This is a genomic window from Ensifer adhaerens (assembly GCF_013283195.1).
Taxonomy (GTDB): Bacteria; Pseudomonadota; Alphaproteobacteria; order Rhizobiales; family Rhizobiaceae; genus Ensifer; species Ensifer adhaerens_G.
The window spans coordinates 56421-77479 of record NZ_JABEKT010000004.1 but is presented as its reverse complement, the minus strand read 5'-3'; the positions used below and the strand labels follow the sequence as shown (position 1 = coordinate 77479).

The window sequence follows — 21059 nt, the reverse complement described above, 5'->3', positions numbered from 1 at the left end:
CGTGCTGGAATGGCGCGTGCTTTATCAGGGCGTCAGAAGGAAGTCTTTGCCGCTCGTAGCGCGCTGGCCGTTGCGCTCCTGACTGCGCCAAATGCGCAGATCACACGGAAGGGAACGGTCGGTGATCATCCCAAGATAAGGCTACCATTGTCTGGCCGGGCCATTGCCACGGCTGCTGCACTTGGCGCGATCGCTAGCTTGCAAAAGCCTGAACCGACCAGAAATCACCCACGCAACGTATAGTGGTCTGGACCGCTTTCCTCCTGTCGGAGAGTTGCGGAGGTCACACCCTCTTTGGTTGTCCGGGAAATGCCTGCCATAGCGGCATTTGCTGCGTTCCATGAAAATGAATTTCACAATTTTACAAAATACGCGGATTTGGGTTGACGACCTCAAAAAACTGTCCCAGTCTGCGAAAATAAATTACGCCATAAGGCAAGGGAACAGTGCGAGCATGAAAGTCGGGATAATCGGACTCGGATTCCGTCTGGGATATCTGGGCTACGTTTTCAAAGCCATGGATGAGAATTTCGAGATCGCCGGCTACGTCGATCCCGCGCCTGCCGGGCTTCCGGGTCTGGTCGAAAAAGGCATCTCCGCCGGCAAGGCCTATGCGACGCCCGAAGAGCTGATCGCCAACGAGAAGCTCGACCTCTTGATGATCGGGTCACCGAACCACATGCATCTCGATCATATCCGGATCGGGCTTGAGGCCGGTCTCAAGGTCTTCAGCGAAAAGCCGATTGTGACGACCGTTCAGGAAAGCCTGGAGCTTGCGCAGCTGATGGCGAAATTCGGCCACGAGCGCCTGATGGTCGGCCTGGTGCTGCGCTACGCGCCGATGTACCGGGACCTTCGCGCAGCGCTTGCGGAAGGGAAGCTTGGCCAGGTCGTTTCGATCGAGGCATCCGAACACATCGAGCCCTATCATGGCGCCTTCTTCATGCGCGACTGGCGCCGCTACGAGCGCTATTCCGGCAGCTTCATGCTGGAGAAATGCTGCCACGACCTCGACCTTTACAACGGCGTCATCGGCGCCCGTCCGGAACGGGTGGCGAGCTTCGGCGGGCGCAAGAGCTTCATTCCAGCAAACGATCCCGCACGCGAGGGCATCAACGACCTTGAGCTTTTTCATCGCAAGCCAAGCGGCTGGATGGGATCGGACAAGGTGTTCGACAGCGATGGCGACATCATCGACTACCAGGTCGCCATTGTCGAATATGCCAATGGCGTCGGCATGAACTTCCACACCAACCTCAATGTGCCGGATCAGTTCCGCCGCTTTTGCATCATGGGGTCGCGCGGCATGGCCGAGGGCGATTTCATCCGTGGCTATTTCGACGTGCACGAGATGCTGACTGGCAAGAAGGTCGTCGAGAACAGATACGCCGCCACCGAACTGTCGCAGCACTATGGCGCGGACGAGCAGATGGCGACCGACATCATCGGCCATGTTCGTGACGGCAGGCCTCTGCCGGTCTCGACGATTGATGCACTCGAAGCCGGCATCCTCGCCTTGTCGATGGACGAGGCCCGCCGCAAGCGCAGCGTCATCGATCTCAGGCCCATCTGGGACCGCTTCGACGAAGCCCTGCATTCACGGGCGGCGTGAGAGGAGAAGCGGGATGAGTGTTCAACGCAGCACGATCATCTTCGCCTGGATCCTGCTTTTGCCCGCCGTGCTCTACGTCACGGTCATCGTCGCCTATCCTCTCGTCGATACCTTCATCCTGTCGTTCACGGACGCCTCGCTTAAGAAGACGACAAACTGGGTCGGCTGGGTCAATTACGACAAGATCTTCAACGAAACCTTCGCCGAGGTCATCTTCCGCACCTTCGTGTGGACCTTCTTTTCGGTCTCGATCAAGATGATCATCGGGGTCTTCGGTGCGACGATGCTGAATGCCGCCGTGCCCGGGCGCGCGCTTTTCCGGCTCCTCACCATGCCGCCGTGGATCGTGCCGATGGCCATCGGCATCTTCATGTGGGGCTGGATGTACAATGGCCAGTTCGGCATGATTTCCGGCGTGTTGCAGAATTGGGGGATCATCGAAGGACCGATCGCTTTCCTGGCCCGCGGTTCGACCGCCTTCTGGGCGACGATCGTCACCGACGTCTGGATCGGCGTGCCGCTCGTCACGCTCTACATGCTGGCAGCGATGCAGGCGATCCCGCAGGACCTCTATGAGGCCGCATGGACGGACGGGGCGGGCCGGTTCTACCGTTTCCGCAGGATCACGCTGCCGCTCCTGGTTCCGTCGCTGATCACCATGTCGATGTTGTCGCTGATCGCGACCTTCAATTCCTTCGACATCATCTGGATCCTCACGCAGGGCGGCCCCAACGGCGAGACCACCACGATGATCATCGATACCTATCGCACCGCGATCGGCTCGAAGAAATACGGGGAGGGCGCGGCGCGTGCCGTGCTGATCTGCATCTTCCTGTCGATCTTCTGCTTTGCCTATTTCCGCGTTACCAGCCGTCTGTCCGCGGGGGAACAGAAATGAGCCAGCCTGCCCTGATCAACCGCTATCGCTGGTACGAACTCGTCGCCATCTATGTCGGTATCTTCGTGTTCCTCGCCTTCATTCTGGCGCCGTTCGTCGAAGGCTTTATCGTATCCTTGAAGCCGCTGAGCCTGCTTTTTTCATCGCCCTACAAGTTCTGGCCCGAGAACGCTTCGTTTGCGGCCTACTTCACCATGTGGGAAAGCGTGCCAGGCTTTGCGCGCTACATCTTCAACTCCTTCTTCATATCCACCATCGTGACCGCGATCGTGCTGATCCTGGTCATCCCGGCGGCTTACGCTTTTGCCCGCTTCAAATTCCGCGGCAGCGGGCTGCTGCTCGGGGCGTTTCTGGCCGTAAACATGTTCTCGGGTGCGGTTCTTCTCATCCCGCTCTTCAGGCTGATGCGCAGCTTCGGCGTGCTCAACACCTATCTCGCGATGATCATGCCGGGCGTTGCCTTCCTGATCCCGTCGGCGATCTGGCTTTTGCGCACCTACATGATGCGCATCCCGCGCGAACTGGACGAGGCCGCCTTTGTCGATGGCGCGAGCCATTTCTATACCCTGCGTCGCGTGATCCTGCCGATCGCCATGCCGGGCATCACGGTCGTCGCCATCACCACCTTCATCGGCGCCTATGCCCAGCAGTTCATCTACGCGCTGACCTTCAACTCCAAGACCGAGTTCATGCCGCTGCCGGTCGGGTTGTTTGCCTATTTCGGACGCCAGGAAGTCATCTGGAACGAGCTCATGGCTGCAAGCTTCGTCGGCATCGCGCCGGCGGTCGTCGTGATCTTCCTCCTACAACGGTATCTCGTCAGCGGGCTGACCGCGGGCGCGGTGAAACAATAAGACCAACCAACCACCAGAGAACGGGAGCATAAAAAGTGTCAATTCAATTCAAGACAGGGGTATTCGCGCTCGCCCTGCTCGGCTCGACCGCGCTCGGCGGCGTTGCTGCCCAGGCTGCCGACCAGGAGATCAGCTGGATCTACTGCGGCGACACCATGGATGCGGTGCATGCCAAGTACATCAAGCAGTGGGAAGAAAAGAACCCAGGCTGGAAGGTCACGCCGGAAGTCGTCGGCTGGGCTCAGTGCCAGGACAAGGCGACGACGCTCGCCGCCGCCGGCACGCCGGTCGCCATGGCCTATGTCGGCTCGCGCACGCTGAAGGAGTTCGCTCAGAACGATCTGATCGTGCCCGTGCCGATGACGGACGAGGAGAAGAAGACGTACTACCCCAACATCGTCGACACGGTGACCTTCGACGGCAACCAGTGGGGCGTTCCCGTCGCCTTCTCCACCAAGGCGCTTTACTGGAACAAGGACCTGTTCAAGCAGGCGGGCCTTGATCCCGAGAAGCCGCCGAAGACCTGGGCAGAAGAGATCGAGTTTGCCAAGACGATCAAGGAAAAGACTGGTGTCGCCGGCTATGGTCTTCCGGCCAAGACCTTCGACAACACGATGCACCAGTTCATGCACTGGGTATACACCAACAACGGCAAGGTGATCGACGGCGACAAGATCGTCATCGACAGCCCGGAAGTTCTGGCGGCGCTCCAGGCCTACAAGGACATCACGCCCTATTCCGTCGAAGGTGCGACCGCCTACGAACAGAACGAGATGCGGGCCATCTTCCTCGACGGCAAGGTTGGCATGCTCCAGTCGGGCTCAGGTGCCGCCGTGCGCCTGAAGGATACCAAGGTCAACTGGGGCGTCGCGCCGCTGCCGCTCGGCCCCTCGGCCAAGGGCGAGGGCACGCTGCTGATTACCGACAGCCTGGCGGTGTTCAAGGGGTCCGGCGTCGAAGAGAAGGCGATCGAATTTGCCAAGTTCATCACCTCGCCCGGTCCGCAAGGCGAGTATGAACTTCAGGGCGCTGCCGGCCTGACGCCGTTGCGGCCGTCGCCGATGGTCGACGAGTTCGTCAAGAAGGATCCCTATTGGAAGCCGTTCATTGACGGTATCGCCTTTGGTGGTCCGGAGCCGCTCTTCACCGACTACAAGGGCTTCCAGAACGTCGTCATCGCCATGGTCCAGTCGGTCGTGACCGGTCAGGCAGAGCCGGCCGACGCCCTGAAGAAGGCGGCTGGTGAACTCGAAGAGTACAAGTAAGTTCATCGGGCCGCGGATCTTCGGTCCGCGGCCCTGACCAATCCGTTACGAACGGGCCGCTTCCAGCCGGCGGCCGGAGACAGTTTCTTGGGACAGCTCAATCTCAATACGGTTCAGAAATTCTACGGGACATTCGAGGTGCTGAAGGGCATCGAACTCGAAGTCAAAAACGGTGAGTTCGTCGTTTTCGTCGGACCTTCCGGTTGCGGCAAGTCGACATTGCTCAGGATGATAGCCGGTCTTGACGAGACCAGCTCGGGGGACATCCTGATCGATGGCAAACGCGTCAACGACCTGCCGCCGGTCAAACGTGGGATCGCCATGGTGTTCCAATCCTATGCGCTCTACCCGCACATGACCGTCTTCGAGAACATTGCCTTTCCGCTTCGCGTAGAAAAGATGCCGGAAGAGAAACTGAAGGCCAAGGTGGAGCATGCAGCGCGCATCCTCCATCTCGACCAGCGGCTGCAGCAAAAGCCCGGAATGCTGTCTGGCGGCCAACGCCAGCGCGTTGCCATCGGTCGGGCGATCGTGCGCGAACCGAAAATCTTTCTGTTCGACGAGCCGCTTTCGAACCTCGATGCGGCGCTGCGCGCCGACATGCGCATTGAACTGGCAAAGCTCCACCGGCAATTGCAGGCCACGATGATCTACGTCACGCACGACCAGGTCGAAGCGATGACGATGGCGGACCGGATCGTCGTCCTCAATGCCGGTGAAATCGCCCAGACAGGCGCACCGCTCGAACTCTACCACAAGCCTGCCAACATCTTCGTTGCCGGTTTCATCGGCAATCCGAAGATGAACTTCCTGGCAGTAACCTGCACGGCCGTCAGCGATGCCGGCGTGGAGGTCGACTACAAGGGGCAGGCTGTTGTTGTTCCGGTCAGGCCGCATGCCGGTCTGGTCGGGCGAACATTGACGCTGGGCGTGCGGCCCGAGCATATCTTGCTCGGAGCCGGCGACCTGTCTCTGTCTGTCACGCCAACGGTTATCGAGCGTCTCGGCGCCCACACCGTAGCCTACGCCGCGATCGGTGGCGAAGGCGAGAACTACTGCGCAATGCTGCCAGGCACGGTGGCCATTCGCCCCGAAGAACAGGTGCTGACGGGCATTCGTGCCGCCGATTGCCACCTTTTCGACGAGGCGGGTATCGCGCTCGAGCGGCGTGTGGAGCTTACCGACATCGACATGGAATTGCTCGATCCGGCTGCGGCCTGACGATCACTCCCAATGCAATCGGCCGCCGTCCCTGATCGGGGACGGCGGCCTTTTCATATGCAATTGAACAAGGCTTGGTCGAAGGGGCCCCTCTGCCGAGTGGCCACCGTAGCAGGGCCGCGAGCGGGACTAAGCTGCGCCTTTCTCAAGGCCATGCGGATCAGCAACCTTTGGCCAGATATTCCGGGGCGCGCGCAGATAGGCGGTCTTGGCGGGATTGTTCGGGTAGGGCGTGCCGGCCGAGCAATAGAGGATCTGTGCGGCGATCTTGGAGAACGAGGCGTAGAAGTGGTTGGTCGATTTGATGACCAGGATGCTTTTTGCCTGCGGTTCGATGCCCATCACCGAGAACAGGCTCGGATCGAAGCTTTGCGCTCGCGTCGAGTTGAGGATGATGTCGATACCGCGATAGGAGATGAGGGCCGCGTCACCGAAGGGCGCAAAACTCTCGCCGAACTGCATCTCGGCATTGCGCACCAGTTTGATGACCTTGACGATGCCATCGACCGGGTTACCCGTTCCTGGCGCTGACTTGGCGCCAAAACGCAGCGGAATTTCAGCCCCTTCGCCGGCGGCCATGCAGATCTGTACGGCCATCGGATCCCAAATCGTTCCGACAGCGGCGTTGGTCGCGCCTTGCGCCAGCAATTCTTCGAGCAGCACGGTCGCGTCGCCCGCTGTTCCTCCGCCCGGATTGTCCCATACATCGGCAATTACGACCGGACCTTCGGTGGCCGCCAAGGCCTCGGCAACTGCCTGCTTCTCATCGATCTGCGGCATGATGAAGGTTCCGCGCTTCGAAAAGAGTTCGAGCCCGAGTTCCCGTGCCAGCGTTTCGCCTTTCTCCGGCTTGCCGTTGGTCACGGCAAGCACCTTCGTCCCCATTTCGGGGACATCGCCGGCCATGAAACCGTGCACAACCGACAGCGACAGGACGTCCGGATCCTCTGCCTCGATGCGTATCAATTTGTCGACGAACGAGCGCATGGGCTCACGCGACGTCGGATAGACGTCGATCATGCGGCAGTCGAAAACGGACATCACCGGCGTGACGCGGCCTTCAAGCGTATCGATGGCGATCCGCCAGAGATCTTCCGCTCGATCGACGAAGTCGGTGTGCGGAAACTCTTTGAAAAAGACGAAGAAGTCCGCCGCCGAAACGCGCTTTGCGGTGAGGTGGCTGTGCGGGTCCAGTTCAGCGCAGACGAGAACGTCGGAACCGACGATCGCGCGAATGCGGGTCAGAAGATCGCCCTCGGGATCCTCGTAGCCGTCGGCGACCATGGCGCCGTGCAGTCCCATGACAACGGCATCGACAGGCAGTGCGGCGCGCAATTGATCGAGAATTTCGTCGCGCAGACCCTCATAGGTCTGGCGGTTGACGAGGCCGGCCGGATCCGCCCACGTGGCGGTACCCTCGATCAGCGTCCAACCCTTTTCCGCTGCGATGCGGCGGCCGACCGTGAGCGGGGCCGTACAGAGCGTCGGCGTCTCCGGATGCTCGCCCGGTGGTGCATAGAGCGACGCCTCGAAGGCCCGACGGTCTATGCAGATGGGAGAGAAGGTGTTGGTTTCCGTCGCAAGCGCCGCTGTGAAGATCCGCAATGCCGTTGCCTTTCTCGTGCGTCGCTGGTTCAAGCCGATCCCATCGGGTTCGGCAGGTAGCCGGTGAAGCCGGAAATCTTCCAGCGTCCCTCGTGCAGGCGGCAGTAATAAACCGTCTGCCATTGCATCACGTCGAAGCTGCCGTCCAACTTCTTCAATCCGCCATCAAACTTCTTGCGCGCGAGCGCGACGTCGCCATTGACCTCGATGTCCTCAAGCGTCGTCGTGGTGAAGATTGCGGTGCGTGTGTCTTCGGCGAAAGAAAGCCCAGCGAAGTCTTTCGCCTGGCGCAACCACTCGTCGCGATAGGCGACAAGCGAGGGAAAGGTGAGGCGCCAATCGTCGGGATTGGTCTGGCGACGTCCGTCGATGCCGATGAAGCCCTCTTCGACAAAATCGCCTGATACCATCGACCAATCGGCAGAAAGAAAAGCGTCGATGTCACGCGGAACCAGCATCTCCCAGATGGCATGGCGCGCGGTGTCGGAGGAGGGGAACGGATTGAGGAAGGGATCCCGCATGTTTTCGCCCTAAATTGAAATTCTTTTCATTAATGGTGTTTTTCTCTGGCCAAATTCAGCTTTCTATGGTCATTTGTCAACGATCAAAGAAAATAATTTGCACGAAGGCACACATGACCATCAAACGGTATGGCACTGAACAAGTCGGTGCGGGCGGTAAGCCATTACCCTTTGCGCGCGCGGTGGAAGCGGACGGTTGGCTGCACGTTTCCGGCCAGGTCGCGATGGAAAAAGGCGAGATCATCGAGGGCGGTATCATTCCGCAGACGCACAAGGCGATCGCCAATCTTCTGGCCATTCTGGAAGAGGCCGGATACGGTACCGAGCATGTGGTGCGTTGCGGCGTTTGGCTCGACGATCCGCGTGACTTCTGGACTTTCAACAAGATCTATCAGGAGTATTTCGGTGCGCATCCACCGGCCCGGGCCTGTGTCCAGTCGGCGATGATGGTTGATTGCAAGGTCGAGATCGACTGCATCGCCTACAAGCCGAAGGAGGGCTGATAGACCCTAAGGACATCAGCAGGCGATGGATATTTTCGCGACACTTCAGGAAGAAAAAGGCCGGCTCTCACAATCTGAGAACCGGATAGCCGACATTCTTCTGAATGACTTCGAGTTCGCGGTGAATGCGTCGATCATCGAGTTGGCCGGCAAGGCTGACGTTTCTCCCCCCACTGTCACGCGCTTCTGTCGGCGGCTCGGCTGCGACAGCTTTTCAGACTTCAAGGTGCAACTGGCGCGCACCGCCTATATCGGCATGCGCTATTTGAAGCCGGAGCCGAAGAGCCGCGAAACCGGTGATGTCGCTCAGGACATCATCACCAAGGCGCAAAATGCGCTGTTCCTCCTGCATCGCTCGCTCGATCTCGCGGCGATCGAGCAGGCTGTCGAGCGGATCGCAACGGCTGAAATGATCTATGCCTTCGGTTCTGGCGGCAACTCGTCGATGATTGCCAGCGAGTTGCAGAACCGGCTCTTTCGCTACGGCCTGCGCGTGACCGCCAGTTCGGACCACAGCATGCAGCTGATGATGGCCGCCGCCGCTCGTCCGACCGACCTTTTGATCGGTTCTTCCTTTTCCGGCCGCAACGCCGAGTTGGTGCGCGCCTTTACGCTGGCGCGCGAGCTGAAGGTGCCGACGATTGCGCTGACCCAGAGCAACAGCCCGGTCGCGGCTGCAGCGACGATCACGGTTCCCGTCGATTTGCCCGAGGGCAACAACATCTATCGCCCCACCTCCACACGCATCGCCTATCTGGCGCTGCTCGATATCCTCTCCAGCCTCGTTGCCTACCGGGTTCAGCCGCAGGCGACTGTCACACTTCGGCGCATCAAACAACAGCTGGTGACCCACCGCGACGGTGACGACCGCCAGCTGTTGGGAGACTGACCTGCCGCGAAAGGTTCCCGCATGACGCACTCCATCGCCATCGTCACCGGTGCAGCCGGCGATATCGGCCGCGCAATCGCCAAGCGCCTTGGCGAGGATCATGAGGTCGTACTGCTTGCAGACATCGACAGCGGCGCTGCCGAGAAGGCTGCGCGCGAGATCGGCGACGGCAAGCGCTTCATCGCGGTGGCCTGTGACGTGACGGATGCGACAAGCGTCGACAAACTGGCCGCCACTGCGAGAGAGCAGGGGATCGTGCGAACGCTCGTCAACAATGCCGGTGCTGCCCGCGCCGTCAGCCTGCACGACACAACGCCGGATATCTGGCGCATGGACAATGCTCTAAACCTCGAGGCAGCCTTCCTGTGCTTCCGCGCCGTGGAAGACATGCTGAAGGAAAGCCGCGGGTCGGTGGTCAACATCGCCTCCGTCAACGGCATGAATGTCTTCGGCCATCCGGCCTACAGCGTTGCCAAGGCCGGCCTGCTGCACCTGACCCGCCTCATTGCCGTGGAATACGGCAAGTTCGGTATCCGCTCGAACGCCGTTTCGCCGGGCACCGTGCGAACGCAGGCATGGGAGGTGCGGGCCGCCGCAAATCCTCAGGTCTTCGAGGAGGCGCGCCGCTGGTATCCGTTGCAGCGTATCGTCAACCCTGACGATGTCGCCAACGCCGTACACTTCCTCGCCGGTCCTATGGCCGCGGCGATATCGGGCGTATGCCTGCCGGTCGATTGCGGGCTGACCGCCGGCCAGGCGGAGCTCGCGCGAACCTTCTCGCAATCAAGCCACTACTGACTGTAAGTCTTCTGGGAGGAAGAACATGACGCCGGTTTCCTATCGTCTCGAAGCGTCCTGGCAGCCGGATGGCGGCGCATTTGGCCGGTTCACCTTTACGCTCTTCAATTTTTCGGAAGCGCCGCTGACGGGCTTTCGTCTGGTCTATACCTCGTTGACGCGCGTCATCGTTCCTGAGGCCTGCGAAAACGCGACGTTTCTGCGCCGCAATGCCAATTTTCACGAGTTCGCGCCGCCGGCGGGCTTGACCCTTGCCCCCGGCGAAAGCTGGACGTTTACGGTGAGCGGTCTGCATCGCAACGCGAAGCATTGCACTGATGGTGCGAAGTCGGCCTATCTCACGCTTGCAAGCGGCAAGCATGTACCGATTGCCGTCTCCGATCTGCAACTTGAAAATGCGATCAGCGAGCCGCCGCCTCCGCGTTTGCCCGAAGGCAAGCTTGACCTGCCGTTTTCGATGCAGCCGTGGCCGGCGCAGATCGATGCATGGGCCGGTGACAGCTTTCCTGTCGTGCTCTACCCGGCACCCGGTGCAACGCCTGATGACGTTGCGGCAGTCGGCAGCGTGCTGGCGCTGTTTCATAGGCTGTTTTCGGAAGGGCACGCTCCGTTTAGCCTAGTCGCCTCTGGCCAGGGGCGGGCGATCGTCTTTTCAAAGAATGTGGCACTCGCGCCCGAAGCCTACGATCTCAGCTTTTCTACAAAGGAGATCGGCCTTGCCTATGGTGGTGCGGCCGGCCGGCAATACGCGCTGACGACGCTCGCGCAATTGCTGAATGGCGCGCGCACGCATCCGGAAAAATTTCGCTTTCCGGCGCAGGGCAAGATTTCCGACGCACCGCGCTACGGCTGGCGCGGCTGCCATCTCGACGTCTCCAGGCAATTCTACCCGACGTCTGATGTCTCCCGGCTCATCGACATTCTCGCCTGGTTCAAGCTCAATATCTTCCATTGGCATCTGACGGATGATGAGGCCTGGCGGCTCGAGATCAAGGCGTTCCCGACCCTGACGACGCTCGGTGTCCTGCGTGGTCCGGATGAACCGCTGCTGCCGCAACTCGGCAACGGCGCCGAGCCGGTCGGCGGGTTTTACAGCCAGGACGATGTGAAGACATTGGTGGCGCAGGCCACGGCGCTTCACATCGAGATCGTCCCCGAGATCGACATTCCCGGGCATAGCACCGCGACGCTGGTTGCCCTGCCGGATCTGACCGATGGCCAGGAGGCGCCGGAAAGCTACCACTCGGTTCAAGGTTATCCGAACAACGCCCTCAATCCCGCAATCGACTTTACCTACGAATTCCTCGAAAAAGTGCTCGACGAAATCGTTGAGCTGTTTCCGAGCCAGTACGTCCATATCGGTGGTGACGAAGTTGCCAACGGTTCGTGGCTTGCCTCGCCGCTGGCCAAGAAGCTGATGGAGAAGGAAGGTCTTTCCGGCACATTCGCCTTGCAGTCCTACTTCCTGAAGAAGGTCAAGCAGATGCTGACGGCCCGCGGCCGCAAGCTTGCCGGCTGGAACGAGGTCGCCCATGGCGGCGGCGTTTCGACCGAGGGCACGCTTCTGATGGCTTGGGAGCGCCCGGAGGTCGGCATCGAGCTTGCACGTGAAGGCTATGATGTCGTGATGACGCCCGGGCAGGCCTATTATCTCGATATGGCGCAGGCGGATGCCTGGCAGGAGCCGGGCGCGAGCTGGGCCGGCACGGCGACGCCGGCACACACCTATGGCTACGAGGCCGAAGGGGAGTTTCCGGAAGAGTTGAAGCCGCGCATGAAGGGCGTTCAGGCCTGCATCTGGTCGGAGCATTTCCTGTCGCGCGGCTATTTCAACCGCCTGGTCTTCCCGAGGCTTTGTGCCATTGCCGAGGCCGCATGGACCCCGAAATCCGCCAAGGACTGGCAGCGCTTCGCCGCGATCGCCCCCTTGGGCCCAGAACTGTGACAGGAGCTTTCATGCGCATCGCCGTAGGCGGCATCCACACGGAGTGCAGCACCTATTCGCCGGTCCTGATGGCGCCCGAGGATTTTCGGGTCCTGCGCGGCGCTGATCTGCTTGAAGCGGAATATTTCGATTTCCTCGACGCCGAGGGTGTCGAGCATCTGCCGCTCATACACGCCCGTGCCGTGCCCGGCGGACCGGTTTCGCGGCCAACCTATGATGCCTTCAAGGCACAATTCCTCGAGCGGCTGCAGCAGGCCTTGCCGATCGACGGGCTCTATCTGGCGATGCACGGGGCAATCAAGGTCGACGGCATGGAGGATGCCGAGGGAGACTGGATCTCAGCCGCGAGATCTGTCGTCGGCCGGGACTGCCCGATCGCGACCAGCTACGATCTGCACGGCAATGTCAGCCAGCGCATCATCGACCAGATCGACATCTTTGCCGGCTACCGCACGGCGCCGCACATCGACACGCGCGAAACGATGATCCGTGCCTGGACGATGCTCGTTTCGGCGCTGCGCAGCGGTTCGCGTCCGGGCGTGGCCTGGGCAAGGATCCCCGTTTTGCTGCCGGGGGAATGCACGTCGACCGAAGATGAACCAGCTAAAAGCCTCTATCGAGCGCTGCCCGACATCGACGGTCGACCGGGTGTGCTCGATGCCAACCTGATGGTCGGCTATGTCTGGGCGGACGAGCCGCGTGCAACGGCCTGCGCCGTGGTTACCGCGACCGACCACGCCGCCGCGGAGCAGGCAGCCGTTGACATAGCAGCATCCTACTGGGCGGAACGTCGCAACTTCCGCTTCGGTCCGGTCACGGGGCCGCTGGATGCTATGCTCGATATCGCAGAAAAGGCGACGACAACCCCCATCATCCTTGCCGACTCCGGCGACAACCCGACCGGTGGCGGCGTTGGTGACAGGGCGGATGTGCTGAAGGCCCTGCTTGCGCGCGGCTGGCGCGGCGCGCTCATCGCCGGTATCGCCGACCGTCCCGCAGTCGATGCCTGCTTTGCCGCCGGTGTCGGCGAAACGTTAATGCTGAAGATCGGCGGCAGCCTCGACCCGGCAAGCCCGGTTGCGGAAATGCTGGTGGAAGTCGTGCGGCTTGACGACCCCGGTCCGGAAAATGAGCGCCAGGCGGTGGTGCGTGTCGGCGCGATTGACGTGGTGCTTTCAGCGCGACGTCGGCCCTACCACAACATCGCCGATTTCAGCCGTCTCGGGCTGGACCCCGGCACTGTTCGGCTGCTGGTGGTCAAATCCGGCTATCTTTCACCGGAACTGGCCCCGATCGCCAATCCCAACCTGATGGCCTTGACCGATGGCGTCGTCAATCAGGACATCGCTGGCCTTGCAAGCCTGCACCGTCAGCGCCCCGTCTTTCCCTTCGACGAGGAGTTCGCGTTTTCGCCCGAGGCAAAGCTCTCGGCGCGGTGGGCGGAATCGGTCTAAGCGGTTTGCCATGATCCAATCGCCGGCGAGATCCGCCGGCGCCAAGCCCTCCTTCAGAAATCGCATCCTTCGCGGACGTGCATCATCATGACTTCCACGCTTCTCAGCGCCATGCGCAACCCGGCCATGCGCGTCAGCATGCTGGCGATCTTCCTGTTCGGTTTCGCCGGTGCTGCGACCTCGCCCTATCAGTCGGTGGTCGGCATCAACGAGCTTGGCCTCAGCGATGCGCTCTATTCGCTGCTGATCCTCGTTGCCTCGACGGTGAATGTCGTGGTCAGTGTCTCGATCGGCATCCTGGCCGACCGTGTCGGCAACTATCGGCTGCTGATGTCGTTGGCGATCCTGTTCGGCGTCGTCGGCTACGGCATTGTCTATGCGATGCCGAACCAGACGAGTTTTGTCGTCAGCGTCCTGTTGCTGCTGCCGATCTATGGCGCGGTCTATACGCTGCTTTTCGCCAATGTGCGCAGCATCGCCCGGCGGATGAGCGGCCACGATGCGGCATCACTGACGACGGGTGCGCGGGCCGCCATCTCGCTCGCATGGGTTTTGGTCCCCGGACTGGTCGGTTTTGCGCTGGCCGGCGGAGACAGCATGCTGCCCGCCTATCTGCTCGCCTGTCTCGGCTGTGCCGTTAATCTGCTGATCGTCTTCTTTTCGCTCCCCAATGAAGGCGGCGCCGATCCGGCGCTGGGCAAGCGGCTTTCCTATTGGACGTCGTTCCGGGAGATCCTGGCGCCGCGCATTTTCCTGCGCGTGATCGCCGTGTCAACCATCACATCGACCCTTCACGTCAATGGCGCCGTTCTGCCGTTGATCATGACCGACGAGATCGGCGGAAGCGTCACCGACATAGGCATCATCGTCGGCATCGTCGCCTTACTCGAAGTCGTTTTCATCCTCGTGTGGGCGCGCATCCAGATGGACCTTGCTCCGTTCAAGGCTTTGGCGCTGGGGACGGTTATCTATATCGGCTATATGGTGTTGCTCGGATTCTCGACGGCCACGTGGCACATCTACGCTCTCAGTCTGATCAGCGCCTTCGGCGCCGCCGCATTGATTACCATCCCGATCAGCTATCTTCAGGAGTTGATTGCCGACCGGCCGGGACTGGGAAGTTCTCTGATCGCTGTGAACATCTTCCTGAGCGGCGGGCTTTGCGCCGGACTTTTTGCACTGGGCACGAGGATCAGCAATTACTCGGGCACTGCGCTGCTTGGCGGTGTCGCCGGACTTGCCGGCCTGGCGCTTTTGCTGGTGCTCGACGGCAATCGTAAGACCGGTAACGCCGCGGCGTAAAATTTCGAAATTTCAGCCGCCTATGGCTGAAAGTTCATCTTGCTCAAAAGAAAGGGGCGCCTTTCGGGCGCCCCTTGTCGTTCGTCAGTTGCCGAGGATGCCCGGCAGGCGCAGGCCCTTGTCCTTGGCGCAGTCGAGCGCGATGTCGTAACCGGCATCGGCGTGGCGCATGACGCCGGTCGCCGGGTCGTTCCAGAGAACGCGTTCAAGCCGCTTGGCTGCATCGTCGGTGCCATCGGCGCAGATGACCACGCCCGAATGCTGCGAGAAGCCCATGCCGACGCCGCCGCCATGGTGCAGCGACACCCAGGTGGCACCCGACGCAGTGTTGAGCAGTGCGTTGAGCAGCGGCCAGTCAGAAACGGCGTCCGAGCCGTCCTTCATCGCTTCGGTTTCGCGGTTCGGCGAGGCGACCGAGCCGGAGTCCAGATGGTCGCGACCGATGACGACTGGCGCCTTCAGTTCGCCGTTCCTGACCATTTCGTTGAAGGCGAGGCCGAGGCGATGGCGGTCGCCGAGACCGACCCAGCAGATGCGCGCGGGCAGGCCCTGGAACGAGATGCGCTCGCGCGCCATGTCGAGCCAGTTGTGCAGATGGGTGTTGCCGGGGGTCAGTTCCTTGACCTTGGCATCGGTCTTGTAGATGTCTTCCGGGTCACCCGAGAGGGCCGCCCAGCGGAACGGACCGATGCCGCGGCAAAACAGCGGGCGGATATAGGCCGGCACGAAACCGGGGAAGGCGAAGGCGTTTTCGAGGCCTTCTTCCTTGGCGACCTGGCGGATGTTGTTGCCGTAGTCGAAAGTCGGGATGCCCATATCCTGGAAGGCGATCATGGCTTCCACATGCTCGCGCATGGAAGCGCGCGCAGCTTTTTCGACAGCCTTCGGATCGCTCTCGCGCTTGGCCTTCCATTCGGCCATGGTCCAGCCCTTGGGCAGGTAGCCGTTAACTGGATCGTGCGCGGAGGTCTGGTCGGTGACCATGTCAGGACGGATGCCGCGGCGGACCATTTCCGGCAGGATTTCTGCGGTGTTGCCGAGCAGGCCGACGGACTTGGCTTCGCCGTTCTTCGTCCAGCGAGCGATCATCTCCATCGCTTCGTCGAGCGTTTCCGCCTTTTCATCGACGTAGCGGGTGCGCAGACGGAAGTCGATCGAATCAGGATTGCACTCGACGGCAAGGCACGAGGCGCCGGCCATGACGGCTGCCAGCGGCTGTGCGCCGCCCATGCCGCCGAGACCGCCTGTCAGCACCCACTTGCCCTTCAGGCTGCCGCCATAATGCTGGCGGCCGGCCTCGACGAAGGTTTCATAGGTGCCCTGGACAATGCCCTGCGTGCCGATATAGATCCACGAGCCGGCGGTCATCTGGCCATACATCGCCAGGCCCTTCTTATCCAGCTCGTTGAAGTGGTCCCAAGTCGCCCAATGCGGCACCAGGTTGGAGTTGGCGATCAGAACGCGCGGCGCATCCTTGTGAGTGCGGAAGACGCCGACCGGCTTGCCGGACTGGACCAACAGTGTCTCGTCCTCATTCAGGTCCTTCAGCGTCTCGACGATCTTGTCGAAATCGGCCCAGGTACGGGCGGCGCGGCCGATGCCGCCATAGACCACCAGCTCGTGCGGGTTTTCCGCGACGTTCGGGTCGAGGTTGTTCATCAGCATGCGCAGCGGCGCCTCGGTCATCCAGCTCTTGGCGTTGAGCGTGGTGCCCTGCGGAGCGCGCACGTCGCGAATGTTGTGGCGCGGATTGTTCATGTTCATGCCTCGCTCCCTGTCAGCGTTTTAAGGTCGAATGCGGTGTTCTCGATGCGTTGAAGGATGGCCCGAAGCGGTACACGCAGGCGTTCTGCTTTGCTCGCGTCGAGCGCAAACGGCGGCTCTTCGGCGGCAAGGTGGGTCGATTGTGCCAGTTCCATCTGGATGGCGTGCACGCCGGTTTCGGGCCGCCCGTAGTGCCGGGTGGTCCAGCCGCCCTTGAAACGACCGTTGAGAATGCTTGTGTAGCCCTCGGCCGAAGCGGCGATATCGACGGCGGCCTTCTCGATTTCAGGCGCGCAAGTGAGGCCCATATCCGTGCCGATGTTCAAGTCCGGCAGCTTGCCGTCGAACAGGAACGGGATATGCGAGCGGATGGAATGGCAGTCGTAGACGATGGCGATGCCATGGATGGCCTTCACCCGCTCGATCTCCGCCAGAAACGCGGCGTGATAGGGCGCATGGAACTGGCGCAGCCGCTCTGCCGTGTCGGCCTCGGTCGGGGCTGCGCCATCCTTCCAGATCGGCAACCCGTCAAAGTCGGTCTCGGGAATGAGCCCGGTGGTATTCTGCCCGGGATAGAGACTGACATTCTCTGGATCGCGATTGGCGTCGATGACATAGCGGTGGAAGGTGGCGCGCACGACGGTGACGTCAGGCAGCAGCCCTTCGTAGAGCTTGTGAATGTGCCAGTCGGTGTCTGCGAGCAGGCGGCCGGTGTCGTTGAGGCGCTCCCAGATCTCGGCCGGCACATCCGTGCCGGTATGCGGAAAGCCGAGAATGACCGGCGAGGTGCCCTGACGAACTTCGAAGACGCTCATCTCAGGCTCCCAGTTTCGGCAGAATGCCGCTGGAAATCGCGGCATTCAGCGTGCCAGAGGCGACCAGTTCGCCGGCAGCCTGCAGATCGTCTGCCAGGTAGCGGTCTTCCTCGATCGTCGCCGAGACGGCACGCAGGGCTGCGGCAGCCTTCTGAAGCTCGGGGCTTGTCGCCAATGGTGCGCGGAACTCTACGCCCTGCACCGCCGTCAGCGCCTCGACGCCGATGATCGAGAACAGGTTGTCGGTCATCTGCAGCAGACGGCGCGCGCCATGGCAGGCCATCGACACATGGTCTTCCTGATTGGCTGAAGTCGGCGTGGAGTCGACCGAGGCCGGGTGCGACAGCTGTTTGTTTTCCGACATCAATGCTGCCGACGTGACCTCGGCGATCATCAGGCCGGAGTTGAGGCCGGGCTTCTTGGCAAGAAAGGCCGGCAGGCCGTAAGACAAAGCCGGATCGACAAGAAGCGCAATGCGCCGCTGCGAGATCGCGCCGATCTCGCAGACGGCAAGCGCGATCTGGTCTGCCGCAAACGCCACCGGCTCCGCATGGAAGTTGCCGCCGGAGACGACGGAATTGTCGGAAAGCACCAGCGGGTTGTCGGTGACGGCATTGGCTTCGATTTCGAGCACGCGCGCGACCGAGCGCAACAGGTCGAGGCAGGCACCATCCACCTGCGGCTGGCAACGGATGCAATAGGGATCCTGCACCCGCTCGTCGCCTTCGATATGGCTCTCGCGAATGGCCGAGCCCGACAGGAGCGCGCGAAGGGCGGCGGCCGTGTCGATCTGGCCCTGATGGCCGCGAAGTGTGTGAATATCGGGATGGAATGGGGCCGAAGATCCCATCGCCGCATCGGTCGACATGGCGCCTGTAACAAGGGCTGCCTGGGCGGCGCGGTGGGCGCGGAAGAGGCCGGCAAGCGCCAGAGCGGTGGAGGTCTGGGTGCCGTTGATCAGCGCCAGCCCTTCTTTGGCGGCCAGCACGACCGGCGTCAGTCCGGCCTGCTTCAGTGCCTCAGCGCCCTGCATGCGGGTGCCGGCGAAGAACGCCTCGCCATGGCCCATCATGACGGCGGCCATATGGGCGAGCGGCGCCAGGTCTCCGGACGCACCGACCGAGCCCTTTTCCGGTATCACCGGGATCACGCCCTTTTCGAGCATCGCCTCGATCAGACGCACCAGTTCGAGCCGGACGCCCGACGCGCCGCGGCCGAGGGAGACGAGCTTCAGCGACAGGATCAGGCGGACGATGTTTTCGGCAAGCGGTTGACCGACGCCGCAGCAGTGCGACAGGATCAGGTTGCGCTGCAGGGTGGCAACGTCGGCGCTATCGATCTTGATCGAAGCCAGTTTGCCGAAGCCGGTGTTGATGCCATAGACCGGCGCATTGCCGGCAACGATCTCGGCGATGCGCCTGGCGGCCTTTTCGATGCCTGCGTCGAAAGATGGATGTAGGCGGGCAGGTTCGCCGGTCCAGTAGATGGTCTCGAGATCCTCAAGCGGAACCGAGCCCGGATGCAGAATGATGGTCATGGACCGGTCCTTTCGCCCCTAAAGATGCGCGTATGAAGTGGATTGAAGCCGATGCGGTAGACGAGTTCGGCCGGGTCTTCGATATTCCAGAGTGCGAGGTCGGCCGACTTGCCGACTTCTATGGTGCCGGTTTCGCCGAGAAGCCCGAGCGCACGCGCCGCCTCGCGGGTGACACCGGCGAGGCATTCGGCAACGGTCAGCCGGAAGAAGGTCGCCGACATGTTCATGGTGAGGAGCAGCGAGGTGAGCGGCGAGGTGCCCGGATTGCAGTCGGTGGCGATTGCGATGCGCGCACCGGCGTCGCGCAGTGCCTGAACCGGCGGCAGACGCTCTTCACGCAACGCATAGAAAGCACCGGGCAAAAGCACGGCGACCGTTCCGGCCTTGGCAAGCGCTGCTGCACCTTCGGCGTCGAGATATTCGAGATGGTCGGCGGAGATCGCACCGTATGACGCCGCGAGCTTAGCGCCGCCGAGGTTGGAAAGCTGTTCGGCGTGGAGTTTGACTGGCAGGCTGAGTGCTCTGGCGCGATCGAAGACACGAGCGATCTCGGCGGTCGAGAACGCGATGCCTTCGCAGAACCCATCCACTGCGTCGACCAAACCTTCGGCATGGGCCGCGTCGAGGCCTGGCAGAACCACGTCTGTGATGTAGTCGCCGTTGCAGCCCTTGTATTCCGCCGGCGTCGCATGGGCGGCGAGGTAGCTGGTGACCACGCGCACCGGTCGAAGCGTTTCGAGCTTGCGGGCGGCGCGCAGCATATTGAGTTCGGCCGTAATGTTCAGCCCGTAACCGGATTTGATCTCGACGGTCGAAACGCCTTCAGCAAGCAGCGTGTCGAGGCGCGGTAGGGCGCTTTCGACCAGCTGATCGACGGTCAGTGCATTGGTAGCCTTCACCGACGAAACGATGCCGCCGCCGGCGCGGGCAATATCTTCATAGGTAGCGCCTTCGAGCCGCATCTGGAACTCGCGGGCACGGTTGCCGCCATGGACGAGATGGGTGTGGCAGTCGATGAGGCCGGGCGTCATTACCCGGCCTTCGCAATCGGTCGCTTCAAGGCTGTGTGCGAGTTCGGCGGGCAGTGCGTTCTCCGGCCCTACATAAGCAATGCGTCCATCGACAACTGCAACGGCCGCGTGCTCGACGAGGCCAGCACCTTCGGCGGTTTCGCTGAGCGTCACAAGGCGCGTGTTGCGCCAGAGTCCGGATGCCGGCTTGCGGGTCGAGAGTTCGTTCATAAGGTCGCCTCCACTGAATATAATGTATATACATATTAACCTGCTTCACAAGAGGAAATTTGGGAAGCCGGCTGAAAAGGAAAGAGACCGTGGCGTGGAAACGAGGCCTTGGCCACCGTTTCGAAGTTGAACTGGCGACGCCAGCCTTTTGATCTTTGCGAGAATTCCCGTTGCATTTGGCGGGCGGACTCCAACCGGAGAGTAGTCCGCACATCGCGGTCGAACAGCGCCTTGGCGAGCGGCGCCGTCAGTTCGGTGAGCACCTTGTGTTACTGAACTTCGCGGATGATCTCTCGACCTGACTCGGGCCACAGACGCCGGGTTCGCCAAAGCACGCGGTATCACCCGAGATGAAGTCATCGCCGTCATCTTCCCTGATTGGGCGATCGGCTAGGGGGGATGCCGTTGCCTGGCACCAGCAAGGGTTGATAAATCGCGTCCGTCGTGTACGGTCACGACATGCAGAACGATAACCGCTCACAGACTAGGAAGGCGATTTCACTTGCCTTGGGAGCCGCAATGGCGCTGGCCGGCGCAGCTGGCTTCCTATGGATGTTTTTCTTCGTGGTTGAGCCAGTCAAAATCATGATCTGGATGGCGCCGATCGGCGTCATGGCGACCGGGATTGCCATTCTCTACGATGATCTGAGAAAATCGTGATCTGTTGGTAGCCGGCGGCTCGCTGCTGCAAAGCTTTGTCGAATGCGTTGCAAACGCTCCTCATGTCGTTTGCCACCTGTGGTTTGCGCTGCATCAGGTTGGGCTTGATGTTTAGGTCCCGATCTAAGGCCGCAAGTTGCTTGTGTGTTACGAAGAAAGCCCCGAAACGCGACGG

General features: G+C 61.4%; 18 protein-coding genes. 12 read left to right on the top strand and 6 right to left on the bottom strand.

The genetic code is table 11. The features are described 5' to 3' along the window. The first annotated feature begins 454 nt into the window (after nucleotides 1-454). The 5 genes from LPJGGPFB_RS26910 (at nucleotide 455) to LPJGGPFB_RS26890 (ending at nucleotide 5850) form a co-directional block, all read left to right on the top strand. On the top strand, nucleotides 455-1612 hold the full coding sequence (locus tag LPJGGPFB_RS26910) for a Gfo/Idh/MocA family protein (RefSeq protein ID WP_173423007.1): 1158 nt from the start codon (nucleotides 455-457) through the stop codon (nucleotides 1610-1612). Between the two features lie 13 nt (nucleotides 1613-1625). Beyond that, nucleotides 1626-2510 (top strand): carbohydrate ABC transporter permease, encoded by an 885-nt coding sequence (locus LPJGGPFB_RS26905; protein WP_173423006.1) that lies wholly within the window; start codon nucleotides 1626-1628, stop codon nucleotides 2508-2510. Beyond that, nucleotides 2507-3364, top strand: a complete 858-nt coding sequence (locus LPJGGPFB_RS26900; RefSeq protein ID WP_173423005.1) for a carbohydrate ABC transporter permease — start codon at nucleotides 2507-2509, stop codon at nucleotides 3362-3364. The genes LPJGGPFB_RS26905 and LPJGGPFB_RS26900 overlap by 4 nt, the downstream gene beginning before the upstream one ends. Nucleotides 3365-3399: 35 nt before the next feature. Then, on the top strand, nucleotides 3400-4629 hold the full coding sequence (locus tag LPJGGPFB_RS26895) for an ABC transporter substrate-binding protein (RefSeq protein WP_173423004.1): 1230 nt from the start codon (nucleotides 3400-3402) through the stop codon (nucleotides 4627-4629). Nucleotides 4630-4716: 87 nt separating this feature from the next. After that, the gene (locus tag LPJGGPFB_RS26890) at nucleotides 4717-5850 is read left to right on the top strand and encodes an ABC transporter ATP-binding protein (protein WP_173423003.1); all 1134 of its coding nucleotides are present in this window, start codon (nucleotides 4717-4719) and stop codon (nucleotides 5848-5850) included. Nucleotides 5851-5979: 129 nt separating this feature from the next. On the opposite strand, the gene LPJGGPFB_RS26885 is transcribed toward LPJGGPFB_RS26890, so the two are convergent. After that, on the bottom strand, nucleotides 5980-7455 hold the full coding sequence (locus LPJGGPFB_RS26885) for a M81 family metallopeptidase (RefSeq protein WP_234903101.1): 1476 nt from the start codon (nucleotides 7453-7455) through the stop codon (nucleotides 5980-5982). 29 nt (nucleotides 7456-7484) lie between these two features. Beyond that, entirely contained in the window at nucleotides 7485-7976 is a 492-nt protein-coding gene (locus LPJGGPFB_RS26880) for a hypothetical protein (RefSeq protein ID WP_173423001.1), read from the bottom strand. A gap of 113 nt (nucleotides 7977-8089) precedes the next feature. On the opposite strand from LPJGGPFB_RS26880, the gene LPJGGPFB_RS26875 reads away from it, so the two are divergent. The 6 genes from LPJGGPFB_RS26875 (at nucleotide 8090) to LPJGGPFB_RS26850 (ending at nucleotide 14867) form a co-directional block, all read left to right on the top strand. Further along, nucleotides 8090-8479 (top strand): RidA family protein, encoded by a 390-nt coding sequence (locus LPJGGPFB_RS26875; RefSeq protein WP_173423000.1) that lies wholly within the window; start codon nucleotides 8090-8092, stop codon nucleotides 8477-8479. A 25-nt stretch (nucleotides 8480-8504) separates the two neighbouring features. After that, the gene (locus LPJGGPFB_RS26870; RefSeq protein WP_077501810.1) at nucleotides 8505-9368 is read left to right on the top strand and encodes a MurR/RpiR family transcriptional regulator; all 864 of its coding nucleotides are present in this window, start codon (nucleotides 8505-8507) and stop codon (nucleotides 9366-9368) included. A gap of 21 nt (nucleotides 9369-9389) precedes the next feature. Beyond that, nucleotides 9390-10166: an SDR family oxidoreductase gene (locus LPJGGPFB_RS26865; protein ID WP_173422999.1), complete on the top strand. Its 777-nt coding sequence runs from the start codon at nucleotides 9390-9392 to the stop codon at nucleotides 10164-10166. A gap of 25 nt (nucleotides 10167-10191) precedes the next feature. Next, on the top strand, nucleotides 10192-12111 hold the full coding sequence (locus LPJGGPFB_RS26860) for a beta-N-acetylhexosaminidase (RefSeq protein ID WP_173422998.1): 1920 nt from the start codon (nucleotides 10192-10194) through the stop codon (nucleotides 12109-12111). Between the two features lie 11 nt (nucleotides 12112-12122). Continuing rightward, a complete protein-coding gene (locus LPJGGPFB_RS26855; protein ID WP_173422997.1) occupies nucleotides 12123-13565 on the top strand; it encodes a M81 family metallopeptidase in 1443 nt (480 codons plus the stop codon). An 87-nt stretch (nucleotides 13566-13652) separates the two neighbouring features. Further along, nucleotides 13653-14867: an MFS transporter gene (locus tag LPJGGPFB_RS26850; RefSeq protein ID WP_173422996.1), complete on the top strand. Its 1215-nt coding sequence runs from the start codon at nucleotides 13653-13655 to the stop codon at nucleotides 14865-14867. 84 nt (nucleotides 14868-14951) lie between these two features. On the opposite strand, the gene hutU is transcribed toward LPJGGPFB_RS26850, so the two are convergent. The 4 genes from hutU to hutI are packed head-to-tail and all read right to left on the bottom strand — an operon-like array spanning nucleotide 14952 to nucleotide 20224. Further along, on the bottom strand, nucleotides 14952-16625 hold the full coding sequence (hutU, locus tag LPJGGPFB_RS26845) for a urocanate hydratase (protein ID WP_057218298.1): 1674 nt from the start codon (nucleotides 16623-16625) through the stop codon (nucleotides 14952-14954). A 2-nt stretch (nucleotides 16626-16627) separates the two neighbouring features. Next, a complete protein-coding gene (gene hutG / locus LPJGGPFB_RS26840) occupies nucleotides 16628-17446 on the bottom strand; it encodes an N-formylglutamate deformylase (RefSeq protein WP_173422995.1) in 819 nt (272 codons plus the stop codon). A 1-nt stretch (nucleotide 17447) separates the two neighbouring features. Continuing rightward, nucleotides 17448-18983 carry a histidine ammonia-lyase gene (gene hutH / locus LPJGGPFB_RS26835; RefSeq protein ID WP_173422994.1) on the bottom strand — a complete coding sequence of 512 codons (1536 nt, stop codon included), beginning with the start codon at nucleotides 18981-18983 and terminating at the stop codon, nucleotides 17448-17450. Beyond that, complete coding sequence (gene hutI, locus LPJGGPFB_RS26830; protein ID WP_173422993.1) at nucleotides 18980-20224, bottom strand: imidazolonepropionase; 1245 nt, start codon at nucleotides 20222-20224, stop codon at nucleotides 18980-18982. The genes hutH and hutI overlap by 4 nt, the downstream gene beginning before the upstream one ends. A 459-nt stretch (nucleotides 20225-20683) precedes the next feature. On the opposite strand from hutI, the gene LPJGGPFB_RS26825 reads away from it, so the two are divergent. Further along, a complete protein-coding gene (locus LPJGGPFB_RS26825; RefSeq protein WP_173422992.1) occupies nucleotides 20684-20884 on the top strand; it encodes a hypothetical protein in 201 nt (66 codons plus the stop codon). The last annotated feature ends 175 nt before the right edge of the window (nucleotides 20885-21059 follow it).

What these genes read in the sequence shown, in the direction of transcription:
- LPJGGPFB_RS26910 (WP_173423007.1), top strand. Translation starts at nt 455, where the DNA reads ATGAAAGTCGGGATAATCGGACTCGGATTCCGTCTGGGATATCTGGGC.
- LPJGGPFB_RS26905 (WP_173423006.1), top strand. Translation starts at nt 1,626, where the DNA reads ATGAGTGTTCAACGCAGCACGATCATCTTCGCCTGGATCCTGCTTTTG.
- LPJGGPFB_RS26900 (WP_173423005.1), top strand. Translation starts at nt 2,507, where the DNA reads ATGAGCCAGCCTGCCCTGATCAACCGCTATCGCTGGTACGAACTCGTC.
- LPJGGPFB_RS26880 (WP_173423001.1), bottom strand. Translation starts at nt 7,976, where the DNA reads ATGCGGGATCCCTTCCTCAATCCGTTCCCCTCCTCCGACACCGCGCGC.
- LPJGGPFB_RS26875 (WP_173423000.1), top strand. Translation starts at nt 8,090, where the DNA reads ATGACCATCAAACGGTATGGCACTGAACAAGTCGGTGCGGGCGGTAAG.
- LPJGGPFB_RS26870 (WP_077501810.1), top strand. Translation starts at nt 8,505, where the DNA reads ATGGATATTTTCGCGACACTTCAGGAAGAAAAAGGCCGGCTCTCACAA.
- LPJGGPFB_RS26865 (WP_173422999.1), top strand. Translation starts at nt 9,390, where the DNA reads ATGACGCACTCCATCGCCATCGTCACCGGTGCAGCCGGCGATATCGGC.
- LPJGGPFB_RS26860 (WP_173422998.1), top strand. Translation starts at nt 10,192, where the DNA reads ATGACGCCGGTTTCCTATCGTCTCGAAGCGTCCTGGCAGCCGGATGGC.
- LPJGGPFB_RS26855 (WP_173422997.1), top strand. Translation starts at nt 12,123, where the DNA reads ATGCGCATCGCCGTAGGCGGCATCCACACGGAGTGCAGCACCTATTCG.
- LPJGGPFB_RS26850 (WP_173422996.1), top strand. Translation starts at nt 13,653, where the DNA reads ATGACTTCCACGCTTCTCAGCGCCATGCGCAACCCGGCCATGCGCGTC.
- hutU (WP_057218298.1), bottom strand. Translation starts at nt 16,625, where the DNA reads ATGAACAATCCGCGCCACAACATTCGCGACGTGCGCGCTCCGCAGGGC.
- hutG (WP_173422995.1), bottom strand. Translation starts at nt 17,446, where the DNA reads ATGAGCGTCTTCGAAGTTCGTCAGGGCACCTCGCCGGTCATTCTCGGC.
- hutH (WP_173422994.1), bottom strand. Translation starts at nt 18,983, where the DNA reads ATGACCATCATTCTGCATCCGGGCTCGGTTCCGCTTGAGGATCTCGAG.
- hutI (WP_173422993.1), bottom strand. Translation starts at nt 20,224, where the DNA reads ATGAACGAACTCTCGACCCGCAAGCCGGCATCCGGACTCTGGCGCAAC.
- LPJGGPFB_RS26825 (WP_173422992.1), top strand. Translation starts at nt 20,684, where the DNA reads ATGCAGAACGATAACCGCTCACAGACTAGGAAGGCGATTTCACTTGCC.